The following is a 15,170-nucleotide window of genomic DNA, read 5'->3' on the forward strand; positions in this document are numbered from 1 at the left end:
TGGTAATCAAACTAGCATCCCGATTCTTGCGATGCTCGAACGGTTTTGGAGCGGTGTCGTTCTGACTGGTAATCAAACCGATGCCTGGCAGTGACTTCGTCCGTCTAGTTTTGGAGCGGTGTCGTTCTGACTGGTAATCAAACACGCTGCTCTTAAGCAGGAGCTTGCTCCGGTTTTGGAGCGGTGTCGTTCTGACTGGTAATCAAACTTGTCAATCAGCTCAATGATGCAAGGCTATGTTTTGGAGCGGTGTCGTTCTGACTGGTAATCAAACACATTGCGCCTAGTAGAGTAGGCACTCCCAGTTTTGGAGCGGTGTCGTTCTGACTGGTAATCAAACCAATCCGGCGTGTAACCGGAAGATAGGAGCGTTTTGGAGCGGTGTCGTTCTGACTGGTAATCAAACATTGTCTATTTTTCGACGATACAGCTTTGGGTTTTGGAGCGGTGTCGTTCTGACTGGTAATCAAACACGTATATTGCCAGAGAGTCCACGTCGACGTTTTGGAGCGGTGTCGTTCTGACTGGTAATCAAACACCAAGGACTCCGGCATCTCCTACGTGGAGGTTTTGGAGCGGTGTCGTTCTGACTGGTAATCAAACCTAGTTCGAGATGATTCCAATGGCTTTGTGTTTTGGAGCGGTGTCGTTCTGACTGGTAATCAAACGAGCGGCGTCTCGGGTGGAAAGACCAAGGTGTTTTGGAGCGGTGTCGTTCTGACTGGTAATCAAACTGCCCCTAGAGTGACTCAGCGCCCTGTCCAGTTTTGGAGCGGTGTCGTTCTGACTGGTAATCAAACTGGTTTAGTGCCGGATATGCTGTTGGTATGTTTTGGAGCGGTGTCGTTCTGACTGGTAATCAAACGATTCAGGAGACCATCAAGTCACAGTCCGAGTTTTGGAGCGGTGTCGTTCTGACTGGTAATCAAACACACACCATGAGCAAGCACGACTACGAGACGTTTTGGAGCGGTGTCGTTCTGACTGGTAATCAAACCATGCTTGGGGAGAGTAGGACTGGTATGTTGTTTTGGAGCGGTGTCGTTCTGACTGGTAATCAAACTGCACTGGCGCTGTACTTCTCATATAAGGGTTTTGGAGCGGTGTCGTTCTGACTGGTAATCAAACTATGCTTAGGAAGATACTCCTACTCAACCAGTTTTGGAGCGGTGTCGTTCTGACTGGTAATCAAACCCCAAAGGATGATGCTTCGGTCGAGGATGCGTTTTGGAGCGGTGTCGTTCTGACTGGTAATCAAACGGCACTATTACAGCACACGTCCCCATCTCAGTTTTGGAGCGGTGTCGTTCTGACTGGTAATCAAACACTCATATATTGCTCGCCGTCGGGGTTCTTGTTTTGGAGCGGTGTCGTTCTGACTGGTAATCAAACCAACCGACAGAATACGGTATACTCGCTGCTGTTTTGGAGCGGTGTCGTTCTGACTGGTAATCAAACCTGATAGGCGATTTACGAAGGCGTTGATGAGTTTTGGAGCGGTGTCGTTCTGACTGGTAATCAAACTGCTGTGACATATGCACTCCCTAAAGATAGTTTTGGAGCGGTGTCGTTCTGACTGGTAATCAAACAGCACTGAGGTAATCAGCAGGCTCAAGGCAGTTTTGGAGCGGTGTCGTTCTGACTGGTAATCAAACATCAAGGAGGCTGGCGGCACTGCCTGGCTGTTTTGGAGCGGTGTCGTTCTGACTGGTAATCAAACGGGTCGCGTGCAGCTATGATACGGAGACGAGTTTTGGAGCGGTGTCGTTCTGACTGGTAATCAAACCCGAACGTGCTCTCCTGGCACGGGCACACGTTTTGGAGCGGTGTCGTTCTGACTGGTAATCAAACAGCCCCCATGAGAGGAGGGGCAGACATGGGGTTTTGGAGCGGTGTCGTTCTGACTGGTAATCAAACGAATACAGCTTTGGTGACCACGACGACGGGTTTTGGAGCGGTGTCGTTCTGACTGGTAATCAAACCTGGACAATGCCCATACGCTTGCCACGCTGTTTTTGAGCGGTGTCGTTCTGACTGGTAATCAAACCGCACTCGCCTTCATTGTCCTCGACTTTGGTTTTGGAGCGGTGTCGTTCTGACTGGTAATCAAACCGGCGACTGCCTTGGCGACCGAGGTGTCCGTTTCGGCGCGGTGTCGTTCTGACTGGTAATCAAACTACTCGGCTTCCCCACTGCACTCTACAACGCGTTTTGGAGCGGTGTCGTTCTGACTGGTAATCAAACGTGAGCGGCTCTATGCCCTCGTCCTCGAGCTCGGGAACGAGGTCGCGCAGCGTGCCCCTGCACGGTGCGCACCAGCTAGCATGCCAGATGGTGACCGTTGGCATGAGGTCCTCCTATGGTCGGGGCGGCGGGACTCGAACCCGCACGGCCGCACGGCCACGTGCTCCTGGGGCAGGCGCGTATGCCAGTTTCGCCACGCCCCGAAATCGGGTATACTGCCAATGACGCCGAACTCCACCCGGGTTGACTAGTGCCGGGGCAGAGAATCGGCGTCGTTTCTATTTGATAATCTCTACCAATCCGTTGTGCAAGACAATCAGCCCCTTGGTGTCGCGGAGCCTGAGGACAAAGTCCACAAGAGCCTTTTCGTCGTTCTTGCTAAGCGTCTCGAGAGAGAGGTCAATGACGATTCTCTTTGACTGGCTCAGGCCTGACCCGACGCGCTTCTTAGCCTTGGCAAGGCTGCTCGTCTCAATGCGCTTTATCTCCCATGGATTTCCGTCTATCGTCAGGTCTGGATTCTTCGAACCAGGCACGCTTGACTCGCAATTGAACCTCGCCGAGCTGCCATTCGCTGAAAGCCATGTGACTGCTTGTATCTCCTTGGCCTTGGGCTTTGCCTTGTATTCGGCGCTCACATGCCCGTCAGATATCGACGAGAGGTAGGCGTTGACCGTCTCGTCGTAGCCCTTGCGGCTCTTGCCGGAGGCCCTGTAGTCCCTCCAGACGCGCCCGAAGTCACTCTCGATGCGGCCGCATTCGTCCTGGACGGCGCGCGCCCCCTTCGCACGCTCGCCGCCTTCCGTCATGCGCCTGGCGGCAAGCTCGGCACGCTTGGCGTCTATCTGCTCGCGCGTCCAGGCGTCCCAGTCGTCGACGGCGGGCGCTATCTGGCAGCGGCAGTTCGGGTGTATCGGTGGCAGGTTGACGCCGGGCATGGCGTCCTCGACGCGGAACGTCTTGCCGGTGAGGCCCGAGCACTCGGAGCACGTGCGCTCGTCGCCTATCGGCTCGACGCGGTACTCCTCGAAGCCCTCGCGGGCGAGCTCCGCGAGCTGGGCCTGGCGCGAGACGTAGGTGCCCTCGGTATAGACCAGGCGCATGACGCTCGACTCGGAGACGCCCACGAACCGCTTGGACACGGCGTCCGCCAGGCGCTGGTATGACTCTCCCCGCGCCAGGGCCTTGGCCATGTCGCCCTGGACGTAGGCGGCCAGCCTGTCCGCGTTGCCCCAGACCCTCTGGCTGTAGCTCTCGCCAGAGCTCCACTTCGTCCCCACGAAGCGGCGGATCGTGTCGTCGTCCATCGAGTGGAACGACCCGCCGTAGCCCATCGCCTCTGCCACCACGTTGGCACCGCGCGCCGCCTGGCGGGCGCAGTGGGCGCCAAGGCCGTCCGTGGCCTGGGCCGTGGCCCGCGCAAGGTGGAGCCTGGCCGACGCCTGCAGCTCCTCGAGCCGGTCCAGCTTGTAAATGCTCTTGCGCTGTTCCCCGCACGCGCGGATCCTTGACAGCGCCAAAGATTATGTATAAAAGATGGAAGCGAGGAATGAGGGCGTTTCTCACACAAGACAAGGGCCACAGAATACTGTTCTGACCAAACCCCATTAGCAGCTTCGAGAGAAGATTATACATATGGAGAAAGGAGTGTCTTATGTCGATTGCAATTGATTTAGCCGGAAAAACAGCGTTAGTAACAGGGGGAGGGCGCGGATTGGGCAAGGCCGTCGCGCTCGCATTCGCAGAAGCAGGAGCAGATGTTTACATCGGAAATAGAAAGAAAGAGGAAGGGAACCAGACCGTCAGTGAGATCGTCAACATGGGACGCCGCTCAGGATTCTCAAGATGTGACGTATCGGTGGATGCGGATGTGAAACATCTTGTCGAAGATGCAGTCGAATTCGGCAGCGGAACGTTGAATTGCCTCGTCAACGTTGCCGGTGTCATTTCGACGGACGATTTCATGCTGACGACCGACGAAGAAATTCGGCGCATTTTCGACATCAACGTCATTGGCACACAGCATGTCCTGAAGTATGGACTGCAGGTTATGCAGAAGCAAGGCTTCGGCAATATCGAGACCTTCTCTTCTATCGCAGGACGCGGCGGAATGGGAATGCTCCCCATGTACTGCGCCACAAAAGCAGCGGTCATTAATATGACACAGAGCGCTGCGAAGAATGCCGCGCCTTACGGCATCCGCGTCAACAGCATTGCACCGGGAATCATCCGCACGAATATGTGGGAAGAAATTCTCGACGGCATGGCAAACGGCGGCGATCCAAAGAGCAGAAGAAAGGATGTTTCCGAGGAGGAAAGGGAAGCTCTCTGGCAGGATTCGGTCAAGTCGCTCATTCCGCTCGGCAGAGCCCAGAAGCCCGAAGACATCGCCTATGCTGCCGTATTTATTGCATCGGACTTAGCACGAGAAATCACAGGCCAGGTCATTGCCATTGACGGTGGAACCACCATGACGTATTGACAGAGGCCGTATTGAACAGGTAGAAGAAACATCGACAAGAACAGGCATTCGGCCTGTTCTTTTCGTATGGGCTTTCCAAAGATTGGGGTACTGATCCCCGCGCGTGAATGATCCCATAGACCTAGAACGCGGGGGCGAAGGTCAGCTATGGGAGATGAAGAACGTTGGTGATGAAAGGCATTCCATCAAGGGAACCATGCGCAACGCCTACCACAAATGGCTGAGGCTCGGACTTGACGCGGACGCTGACGCCCGCGTGGTTGTCACATCATATGGTGCCAGCAGAGGAAGCGTCGCTAGCCTGGCGTTGTGGAACGTAACGTGTGGGTGTCTTTCTCCTCGATGTGGGTGCCAATCGATTCGTGTGGGTGTCTTTCTCCCGCATGCTGCCCATAAAACAGCAGGTCGCCGGGAGCTCGCCCGGGAGAAAGGCACCCACACGCGGCAAATGGCACCCACACGGGCGGAGAACCGAACCCACAGACGGGGCGCGTCCACCTACAGGTGGGGAGGGACTTCCTACGTCGGCGGGCAGAAGATGAAAGACCCCCAGAACCAGGTATTGTCACGCTCATCGCCTTCGTTCGCGCAACCTCCAAAAAAGAGACCTCCGCCGCATTTCGGGGACACGATGCCTCGGGGCGCTCGAAGGCCTTAATCATTGTACAACGTGCTTGCCCGAGTCGTCCGCCCGCTACCACACAAACGTGTGGTTGTACATCTCGCCGTTGTCGATGACGATGTCCTGAGCTGTCATGGACTCGTTCCGTAGCGCGACGAACAGGATCCAATCGGCGGCCTCGCGTGCGGACAGCCACTTCCTCAGCGGCGTCATGCGCATGATCTTTGCCCACGTGGCGTCCTCGTACACCCGATCGTTCAGGGGCGTATCCACTCCGCCGAACGAGAGCGAGTTGCAGGTGGCGCGGGGAGCTATCTGCTTGGCGGTCCACTTGGTATATGACAGCACCGCCCCCTTCGAGGCTGTGTAGGCGCCAAGCTCCGCACCGGTGTGGGCCGAGGTGGACGCGAGGTTGACGACGGAGCGTATGCTTGGATTGTGGAGCGCGTAGCGCTCCGTGCAGCGCATGACGCTCATCACGTTGTTGGTCAGGACCTGCCGATCGTCGCCCTCCTGGATGCCCGCATTGTTGATGAGGGTGGTCACATCGTCGATGGCCGGCAGCGGATCGACGCTGACGTCAGTGCCTGCGTGTGGCACCAGTCGGAAGCCATCACTCGCCACGCACAGAGCGGCCGTCTCGTCCAGGTCGCGCCTCATGTCGATGGCGTGTACGACGCACGTGTGGCCTTGGGAGTCCGCGCAGGAAAACAGCTGGGACAGCTGCGCGCAGGTTGCCTGGCCAATGCCCGATGCGGCGCCGGTGACCACGACTGTCATGTTCTGGGCAATCACAAGAGCCCCCTCCCGACGGGTTCGCTATCGAACGAGGTTCTGCCGATACGACTCATGGACATCGTTGCGGAAATACTTCGTGAGGTACTCCGTGCCGATGTCGTTCTTCTCCCAGGATCTCACGATGGCAAAGGCCCACGGCGAGAAGACGACCTCGCAGAGCAGTTCGAAGAGCATGCCGATGAGTGCGCCCCACAGGCACTGTTCGACCGACCATCCAAAGAAGCTGTAGCTGACGATGAAGGCGAAGACGCAGTTGTCAACAAACTGGGAGACGAGCGTCGATCCCCAGGAGCGAACGATGAAGCTGAGGAAGTTGTCGTGCCTGACGACCGTACGCAGGCCCCAGTTGGCGAACGCGTCGACGAAGGACGACACGATGTAGGCGGTGACGGATCCCAGTACGATGAACCACGTGCTGGCGATGGTGGCATTGAGTGCGTCATTGATGGCGGAGGTGGCCTCGGGATGGTCGAGGGACGCCGACCAGGCGCCGGGGATGATGGCTGCCACCGTCATGAGACCTGCGGCAACGAGATTGATGCCCACGGCAAACAGCGATACGAGCACCGAGGCTCGCGGGCCGAAGCGCTTGGCCACCGTGTCCTCGCACAGGGCCTCCTCCCACGAGAGCAAAAAGCCACAGTCCAGGCCGAGCCAGGGCGGAAGGCCGCTGATGGACTTGCTTGCGAACAGGTTCATCAGGACGACCGTGAGGCAGAGGAACGCGATGAGCGTGGAGGGGATGGACCTCAGGAGACAGGCGGTCTCCTTCACCAGGCGCTTTGCCGCTTGATACAAAGACATGGGATTCCCTTCTGCTGTTATTTTTTGTTTATGCGCAGTGGGTGACATGCAGAGGACAAACACTGCGAGCAAGATGCGTTAGCTACCATAGCGCTTGGCGTCGTGGCTTTCTATTGCGACAGACTGCATGCCTCTCTGTCTGCGCAAGGAAGGTGAGGACCTGAGCCTCTCCGGTCGGCCATATGTACCTTCGCTTTGTTCTATGATATGCAGCATTGTTGGCTCACCAGAGAGAAAGGGTAGATATGGGCCTCATGCAGGTGCTCTCTGCCGCTTTGATCGTTGCTCTCGTCATCATCGTGCTGGCGATGGGGTACGTCAAGGCGCCACCAGACCACGTCTATATCATTTCGGGCTTTGGCAAGCAGCCGCGCTATCTCATCGGTCGCGCCGGCGTGCGCATCCCATACCTGCAGCGTGTTGACAGGCTGTCACTCAAGATGCTCTCGGTCGACGTTAAGACCACCAAGACCATCCCTACGCTCGACTACATCAACATCATGGTCGACTCGGTTGCCGTGGTGAAGGTCGCGAACACGAGCGAGGCCATCGCCCGCGCCGCCGAGAACTTTCTCAACCGCGACTCTGACTACATCAACGGCATGGTCGTCAACGTGCTTGAGGGCAACCTCCGCGAGATCATCGGTGGCATGCGCTTGGTGGAGATCATGAACGATCGTAAGACCTTTGCGGCCAAGGTGCAGGAGAACGCCAGTGCCGACATGCAGCGCATGGGTCTGGAAATCGTCTCGTTCAACATCCAGAACATCGATGACGCGGGGCTTGGCGTGATCGAGAACCTGGGCATCGCCAATACCGTGGCCATCCAGCAGAACGCCCAGATCTCCAAGGCCAATGCCGAGAAGGAGATCGAGGTTGCCCGGGCCCAGGCCAACAAGGTGGCCAACGATGCCCGCATCGAGTCCGAGACGGCCATCGCCGAGCGGAACAACGCCCTGGCCCTCAAGCAGGCTGCGCTCAAGACCGAGGCGGACACGGCTGCCGCCAAGGCCGACGCCGCCAAGGGCATCGAGGCGCAGCGGCAGCAGAAGGCCATCAACACCGAGCAGGTCAACGCCGAGATCGCCAAGACGGACCGCGAGGCCGAGCTCAAGTCGAAGGAGGTCTCCGTCAGGGAACAGGAGCTTGATGCCACGGTCAAGAAGCAGGCGGATGCCGACCGCTATGCCGTCGAGCAGCGTGCCCAGGCGGATCTCGCCCAGCGCCAGCGCCAGGCGGAGGCCGAGCTCTATACCGCCCAGAGGAAGGCGGAACAGATCAAGGCCCAGGCCGTGGCGGACGCCGAGGCAACCCGCGTGCGCGGTCAGGGCGAGGCGGATGCCGTGCGCGCCAAGGGCGAGGCAGAGGCGGAGGCGGCAAAGGTCAAGGGTCTGGCCGAGGCCGCGGCGGCAAAGGCCAAGGGCATCGCCGAGGCAGAGGCCATGGACAAGAAGGCCGAGGCGCTGCGCAAGTATGGCCAGGCCGCCCTTGCCCAACAGGTCATCGGCCTGCTTCCCGACATCATCTCCGCGGCGTCCAAGCCCGTCGAGGGCATCGACGCCATCAACATCTACTCGACGGTCGGTGGTTCGGGAGAGGGCGAGGGCGCACCCACGTCGGGCGTGACGTCCATCGCACCGCAGTCCATCAAGGCCGCCTTCGACATGGTCAAGTCCGTGACGGGCGTGGACCTTGCCGACGTCATGCGCGCGGACACCTACGATGCCAAGGTGAATCGCAACATCACCATTGGCAGTGAGGAGGCGGACGCCATGGCCGATGCCGCACAGGACGTTGCGAGTGCCGTCAAGGACGCGACCGACACGCAGCGATAGGCCCAGCCCTGCTCCCGGCGCACTGCAGCCGCCCCGTTTCCTGCGAGGCGGCTGCTTGTATGTTCCGTGTGATGCGGGCATGGCCGCGGCATGGGACTGCCGGCTGGAACGAGCTCTCATATCCTGAGGTGGCGCGAGGCCATCTGTGCGGAAACGCGGTTTCCCCCGTCGTGTGCCAGCAGCCGACATGCACGCCTCATCTGGTCACTTATGGATGTAGGGTCCCTATGATGTCCGCACGTGCCTCAGCGTACGAGAGTTCGTCCCACGCTTGGGCCATGGTGCCCCGACTGGTCTGCGCGCCCCTCGTTCGGCTAAGATATGAGAATGGATGGGTGGCAATGACGTTCAACAGGTCGGCGCGGCCTGCGGAAGGGAAGTGCTCATGTACAACGTTCGCGAGGTAGGCAGGGACATCTGGTGGCTTGGCGCATCCGACAGACGCCTCGAGCTCTTTGAGAATGTCTATCCCCTTCCCGAGGGCATGGCGTACAACGACTATCTCATCATGAGCGAGAAGACCTGCCTTGTGGATGGCGTGGACGCCGCGGTGCGTGACCAGTTTGAGGAGAACCTCACCCACGTGCTTGCCGGCCGTCCGCTCGACTACATGGTGGTCCAGCACATGGAGCCGGACCACTGTGCCATCATCCCAGAGCTCCTGCGCGCACATCCCAAGCTCAAGATCCTTGCCAGTGCGCAGGCCATCAGGATGATGGGCCAGTTCTTTGATGTCGACGTGGCCTCCCGCACGCAGGCCGTCAAGGAGGGTGACACGCTCGACCTGGGCGGCCACGCGCTCTCCTTCGTGTCCGCACCCATGGTGCACTGGCCCGAGGTCATGGTGTCGTTTGACGCCGCTACCGGTGCGCTCTTCTCCGCGGACGCCTTTGGCGCCTTTGGCGCCCTCTCGGGCAACCTCTTTGCCGACGAGGTGGAGTGGGAGCGAGACTACGCCGACGAGGCGCGTCGCTACTATGCCAATATCGTGGGCAAGTACGGTCCCCAGACGACGGCGCTACTCAAGAAGGCCTCCGCCCTGGACATCAGGCTCATCCTGCCACTGCACGGCCATCTCTGGCGCCAGGACTTCGACCAGCTGGTGAACCGCTATGTCAAGTGGGGTAGCTATACCCCCGAGCTGGATTCCGTCTGCATCTTCTATGGCTCCGTCTACGGTCACACGGCTGCGGCGGCGGACATCCTCGCCTCCAGGCTTGCCGAGCGCGGCGTGCACGACGTCCGCGTGTATGACAGCTCCAAGACGCACGTGTCCGAGCTGGTCTCCCGCGCGTTCCAGTACTCCACGCTCGTGTTTGCGTCATCCACGTACAACCTGCAGATTTTTGATGGCATGGACGAGCTCGTGCAGGACCTCGCCAAGCACAACCTGCAGGACCGTACGGTCGCCATCATGGAGAACGGCACGTGGTCGCCGCAGGCGGGGACACTCCTCACGCGACAGCTGGAAGCCATGAGGGGCATGACCCTGCTCGATCCGATGGTCAAGATCTGCTCCGCCGTGAGGAAGGACTCGCTGGCGCAGATCGATGCGTTGGCGGACGCCCTCGTGGCGTCCCTGGGCACGTAGCCCTAAGGAGCGCGACCCCTCTTGATCAAGCTTGTGCTCTCGGACATGGATGGCACGCTCGTGCCGTTTGGCCGTGATGCCATCTCGCGCCGCACGGCCGCCGCCATTCGCATGCTGCACATGGCAGGCATCGACTTCGGCCCCGCGACGGGGCGCGAGCCCGTCGACCTCCGGCGCTTCTTTCGGGGAGAGGAGCGGCTGTTCTCCACGGGCATCATGGCCAACGGCAAGCTCGTCTCGTACCGTGGCAGGCTCCTGCGTACCATCTATCTGGATCACGAGGGCCTTCAGCGGCTCGCCGGGCTTGCCTGCGAGCGAGATGACTGCACCCTCAACATCTATGTCCCCTGCAAGGACGAGCGAGGTCGCGCGAGTGCCCACGTGCAGTTTGTGGGCGTGAGCGATGCTGAGCTTGCCAGCGCGCGAGGGGTGACGGGCCTCGCCCTGATGGGGGAGGCCACCGACCGCCTGCCCTCCGTCCCCCTGATCTCGGCTGGCTTCATGTGCCTGGGATCCACGCGGCAGGATGCCGTAAGCCAAGCTCGGGAGATGCGCCCGCAGCTCTACAGGTTGTGCCCCCAGTTTGACTTCCTGCGTCCCTCCCCACCGTTCTTCGATGTGCTTCCTAAGGGATGGAACAAGGCGGCGGCGCGCTTTCATATCGGTGATGCGGGGGAGGATGCCGTTGCCCAGGTGATGGAGGCCATTGCCAGTCATGGGGGAGAGCTTGTGATTCCTCCCTCCATCTCGCGCGACTAGCACGGGCGGTCAGGTTCCCATGGCAGAGGTGAGCGTAGCCACCCATCATGTGATGCAGGCCAACAAGAGCAAGGACACCAAGCCCGAGTTGGTGGTTCGTCATGAGCTGCGCGTGCGTGGCCTGTCGGGCTATCGCCTGCACTGGAAGAAGGCGGCGGGCAGGCCCGACATCTGCTATCCGGGGCGTAAGGTCGCCGTCTTCGTGCAGGGCTGCTACTGGCATCGCTGTCCCTACTGCGCCTTGCCCCTGCCCAAGAGCAACGTGGACTTCTGGGAGCGAAAGTTTGCGCGCAATCGGGCGCGCGACGAGCGTGACCAGAGACTCTTGGTCGAGGACGGCTGGACGGTCGCCGTGGTGTGGGAATGCCATCTCAAGCAGGGCCGCCGGGAACGCACCATGGATGACCTCGAGCAGGTCATCCGTACGGCAGGTGATCCCGCCCGCAGGGGAGGCCGTCTGGTCGAGGTGGGGGCATCCGCCCCCTGGAGGCTGCGCATGGTGCGCGAGCGCTTCGCCCGACCGCGGCGCTAGTGCCGGCATGCCCCTGCCGACGGAGGGCGCACGCTTGCCTAGGGGGCACAAAAGCGTCAAGCTAGTGAGGGAATGCAGGATGCGGTTCATATGGCCTTGGGCGATCCATCGTGATCGATGGGGGAGTGATCATGGTAACCTATGTGTTCTCTGATGTGCACGGCCACCTGGCACCACTTCAGAGGTTGTTCGAACGAGTGGCGCCCAGTGCCGATGACACCATCTTCATGTTGGGTGACATGGTCGACCGCGGTCCCGATCCGGTTGGCGTCATGCGGTTCTGTCACGACCTTCCGGGCGCGCACGTCCTCATGGGCAACCACGAGGACCTCATGATGTCCTACATGCATGCGCAGAACGATCCCGTTGCCCGTATGAACTGGGAGATCAACGGAAGCGGCCCCACGATGGCGGGACTCCAGGCGCTCGATGCCATGGTGCGCGACGAGCTGCTCGATTGGGTGGGCTCGCTTCCCGTCAGCGCGCTGGCGCAGGTGGGGGAGAGGTCCTACATCCTGGTGCACGCCGGCATCCGCTCGGAGGGGCTGAAGCCTCGTCCGGCGTGGACGCTCGACGACCTTCGGCAGCTCATCGCCGAGCAGGACATCGAGGACCTGCTGTGGATTCGCGAGGAGTTCTGGGGCGCACCAACGGGCCTGCTCGACAGCGAGGGCAAGGGGCCCATTGTCATTGCGGGCCACACGCCCACGGTGTACCTCGAGGGCATGGCTGACGTGCTCGAACGTTCCCCGCGGGACGAGAACGGCCTCTGCCGCCAGGTGAAGGTGGGCGCGGTTCCGGCGACGTCCATGGTCGCCGACCGTTGGGACATCGATTCTGGTGCGGCGGGTGGTGCGGGCTTTGGCCAGGTGTCCATGGTCCGCCTCGAGGACGGCGAGGAGTTCTACGAGCCCATCCGCGAGGGCGAGTAGCCATGGATCGCCGTCCAGGCGCTGCGTCGGAGCTGGTGGCATCGCCCCTCCCCGCGGTGTTCGACCGCGAGAGTCGCGTCCTCATCCTGGGGACGCTCCCCAGTCCCGCGTCACGGGAGCGCGGCTGCCACTACGGCAATCCACAGAACCGCTTCTGGCGCGTGCTGAGCGCCCTCTGGGACGAGGAGGAGCCCAGGGACAACGAGGGGCGTCGGTCGCTCCTGTGCCGCCGTCACCTGGCCCTGCACGACGTGCTGGCGAGTGCGCGCATCACGGGCGCCTCCGACGCATCCATCCGGGATCCCGTTCCCAACGACCTCGCCCCCCTCCTTGCCACCACGCAGGTCCGTGCCATCTTCTGTACGGGACAGGCTGCAGGCAGGCTCTATCGCACCTACCTCGAGCCGCAGGTGGGCATGACGTGCACCGTGCTGCCCTCGACGAGCCCTGCCAATGCGCGATGGCGCCTCGAGGACCTCGTGCGCGCTTACGCGCCGGTGCGCGAGGCCGCCGAGAGGGGCATGTGCCCATGAGCGGCGGGCGGGTGGCCGGCGGGAGCGGGCCGTCCCATGGGTCCACGCTGGTGCGCCGTCCTGCGGCGGAGCTGCTCCATGGATGCGTTCACATCGAACGCCAGCGTGAGGGGTGGGTACGGCCGTGGCGCCTCACCCCTCATCAGATGCGCGCGCTGGGGAGCTGCCAGGCGTGGCACCCAGGGCTCTTTCGCCAGATGGCAGCGGCGACATCGGGCATCTGCCTGGAGCTTGAGACAGACTCCTCCGAGGTTGCTCTGCAGCTACGACTCGACGAGGAGCCTTCGGGCACCGCGCGTGCGCTTGACTACGTGCCCCAGACCCGGGGCGAGGGGATGCCCGCCCCACACGATGGCCTGAGCGTGGAGGTGGATGGGCGCCGGCTGTCCGCACGCATGCCTGCGGTGGGCGAGTGTGAGGTGCGCCTTGCCCTGGACGATCCCGCCCAGGCGCCCGCTGCAGGGGCCATCATGCAGCTGCCTGGCTTGGGGGGCACCCATCACGTACGCGTGTGGCTACCGCTGTTGCGTGGTTGCTCGTTCAGGGAGGTGCTGGGCAACGGTACCAGCATCGAGCCCGTCCCCCAGCGCAGGCAGCTGCTCGTGCTGGGGGACTCCATCGCGCAGGGATTCGTCGCGGGCGAGCCCGCGCACAGCTGGACGGTGCGTGTCGCAAGGCGCCTGGGGCTCGATCTCGTCAATCAGGGGATCAGTGGGCAGGTGTTCCAACCGGGCACGGTCCTGGGCCTGCAGGGGAGGGTCGACCCCGCCTGCATCGTGGTGGAGCTTGGCGAGAACTACCGCTACGAACCCTGCCGCGCGCGTTTGGTGGCGCGGGACATCCGTTCCTACCTGACGGAGGTCTCGCGGCTCTGGCCACAGGTGCCCACCTTTGCGCTCACGCCGCTGTGGCATGCGGAGGACGCATGGCCCTCGCATGCCATGAGCTGCTGGAAGGAGGTGCCCAGGCTCATCTGCGCCCATGCGTTGCCACACGAGCAGATGCATGTGGTGGATGGTGCCACCCTGCTCGAGGCGCGCACGTCGCTGCTGGCGGATGGCTACGAGCACCCAGGAGCGCAGGGCAACGCGCAGATCGCCTCCCGGCTGGGCGCCTTCATCACGGCGCACACGGAGCGTGACGAGGACCTGCGCGCCCGGGCGGTCCGAGCGCTTGAGGGGGCGCCCCGCAGGACGCTGCCCCTGCGCGAGATGCTGCGCCGCGGGCTGGGAGCCGTCACCTATGCGAGTGCTGGCTGCGTCCTGATGACGACGTCTGATGGCATCCAGACTCTCTGGGCACGCGACCGCGACGAGGGGCGTGACGTCATAGCCACCCTTGTGGACGCTCCCGTGGTGGTGGCGTTGGAGCCCGCGCTCGTGCGTGACATCGAGCTCATGCGGGGGCTCACGGAGGTGCGCCCCTATAGCCTCTCGTACTACGAGGACGAGCCGCTGCCCGTGGACGTGCACCATCCCATACGGGTGCTGGACGAGTCGCATCTGCCCCAGGTGTGCGAGGAGTACCTTCCGCTGGGCTTTGCCACCGAGGACGAGCTGAGGGCGCTGCTGCGTGCCGGTGGGATGCTCGGTGGCTTTGATGGTGGGAGGCTCGTGGGGTTCGTCGGCGAGCATCCTTGCGGCTCGTTGGGCATGCTGCAGGTGCTTAGGCCCTTTCGACGCAGGGGGTGGGGACGCGCCCTCATGGCTGCCAAGATCAACGAGCAGCTCGCGCGGGGCTGGACGCCTTGGAGCGAGACATTCCCGGACAACAAGGCGTCGCTCGCCCTCCAGCGCTCACTGGGCCTCCACGTGACTCCCGCCAACGAGCAGTGCTACCTGTCAGCCCCCACCAATCCCACCTCGCCGTCCTGTTCGAGTCGTACGCAATTTGTCGGCGACTGATGACGAGTCGTTCGCAATTCTTGCGAGCGACCATTTCTAAGTTCCCTGCTACATGAGTTGTTGATATCGTATTGTTCGTATTCTCATGCGAGAAAAATGCGAACGACTCCCAGCGAACTCGGGTGGGATTGCAT

At 61.4% G+C, this 15,170-nt stretch carries 11 protein-coding genes, 1 tRNA gene and 1 CRISPR repeat array (1 of these 13 only partly in view); of the genes, 8 read left to right on the forward strand and 4 right to left on the reverse strand.

Annotated elements, in window-relative coordinates; genetic code table 11:
* A CRISPR array of direct repeats spans positions 1–2,244; the repeat unit is 36 nt; unit sequence GTTTTGGAGCGGTGTCGTTCTGACTGGTAATCAAAC (it extends 749 nt beyond the left edge of the window).
* 116 nt (positions 2,245–2,360) lie between these two features.
* Together J2S71_RS07705 and J2S71_RS07710 are read right to left on the reverse strand one after the other, a co-directional pair.
* Positions 2,361–2,447 (reverse strand) — tRNA-Leu (locus tag J2S71_RS07705).
* A gap of 75 nt (positions 2,448–2,522) precedes the next feature.
* Positions 2,523–3,764, reverse strand: coding sequence for a minor capsid protein (locus J2S71_RS07710; RefSeq protein WP_307390437.1), 1,242 nt, complete (start codon positions 3,762–3,764; stop codon positions 2,523–2,525).
* A gap of 134 nt (positions 3,765–3,898) precedes the next feature.
* Here J2S71_RS07710 and J2S71_RS07715 point away from each other — a divergent pair, with 134 nt between their 5' ends.
* Positions 3,899–4,726, forward strand: a complete 828-nt coding sequence (locus J2S71_RS07715; RefSeq protein WP_307390439.1) for an SDR family NAD(P)-dependent oxidoreductase — start codon at positions 3,899–3,901, stop codon at positions 4,724–4,726.
* Between the two features lie 694 nt (positions 4,727–5,420).
* Here the strand turns inward: J2S71_RS07715 and J2S71_RS07720 are convergent.
* Positions 5,421–6,128: an SDR family NAD(P)-dependent oxidoreductase gene (locus J2S71_RS07720; protein ID WP_040650801.1), complete on the reverse strand. Its 708-nt coding sequence runs from the start codon at positions 6,126–6,128 to the stop codon at positions 5,421–5,423.
* Between the two features lie 39 nt (positions 6,129–6,167).
* Positions 6,168–6,950, reverse strand: a complete 783-nt coding sequence (locus J2S71_RS07725) for a VUT family protein (RefSeq protein WP_021725102.1) — start codon at positions 6,948–6,950, stop codon at positions 6,168–6,170.
* 245 nt (positions 6,951–7,195) lie between these two features.
* Here J2S71_RS07725 and J2S71_RS07730 point away from each other — a divergent pair, with 245 nt between their 5' ends.
* The 7 genes from J2S71_RS07730 (at position 7,196) to J2S71_RS07760 (ending at position 15,036) form a co-directional block, all read left to right on the forward strand.
* Positions 7,196–8,785 (forward strand): flotillin family protein, encoded by a 1,590-nt coding sequence (locus tag J2S71_RS07730; RefSeq protein WP_307390442.1) that lies wholly within the window; start codon positions 7,196–7,198, stop codon positions 8,783–8,785.
* Positions 8,786–9,170: 385 nt separating this feature from the next.
* On the forward strand, positions 9,171–10,376 hold the full coding sequence (locus J2S71_RS07735) for an FprA family A-type flavoprotein (RefSeq protein ID WP_040650776.1): 1,206 nt from the start codon (positions 9,171–9,173) through the stop codon (positions 10,374–10,376).
* 21 nt (positions 10,377–10,397) lie between these two features.
* A complete protein-coding gene (locus J2S71_RS07740) occupies positions 10,398–11,135 on the forward strand; it encodes an HAD family hydrolase (protein WP_307390446.1) in 738 nt (245 codons plus the stop codon).
* Positions 11,136–11,154: 19 nt separating this feature from the next.
* Positions 11,155–11,667, forward strand: coding sequence for a very short patch repair endonuclease (locus J2S71_RS07745; protein WP_307390449.1), 513 nt, complete (start codon positions 11,155–11,157; stop codon positions 11,665–11,667).
* A gap of 131 nt (positions 11,668–11,798) precedes the next feature.
* Complete coding sequence (locus J2S71_RS07750) at positions 11,799–12,599, forward strand: metallophosphoesterase family protein (protein WP_040650774.1); 801 nt, start codon at positions 11,799–11,801, stop codon at positions 12,597–12,599.
* A 2-nt stretch (positions 12,600–12,601) separates the two neighbouring features.
* Positions 12,602–13,132 carry a DNA-deoxyinosine glycosylase gene (locus J2S71_RS07755; RefSeq protein ID WP_021725067.1) on the forward strand — a complete coding sequence of 177 codons (531 nt, stop codon included), beginning with the start codon at positions 12,602–12,604 and terminating at the stop codon, positions 13,130–13,132.
* The gene (locus J2S71_RS07760) at positions 13,129–15,036 is read left to right on the forward strand and encodes a GNAT family N-acetyltransferase (protein WP_307390452.1); all 1,908 of its coding nucleotides are present in this window, start codon (positions 13,129–13,131) and stop codon (positions 15,034–15,036) included. Before J2S71_RS07755 ends, J2S71_RS07760 begins: the two co-directional genes overlap by 4 nt.
* Positions 15,037–15,170: the final 134 nt, after the last annotated feature.

It is taken from the genome of Olsenella profusa DSM 13989, assembly GCF_030811115.1.
GTDB classification, from domain to species: domain Bacteria; phylum Actinomycetota; class Coriobacteriia; order Coriobacteriales; family Atopobiaceae; genus Olsenella_F; species Olsenella_F profusa.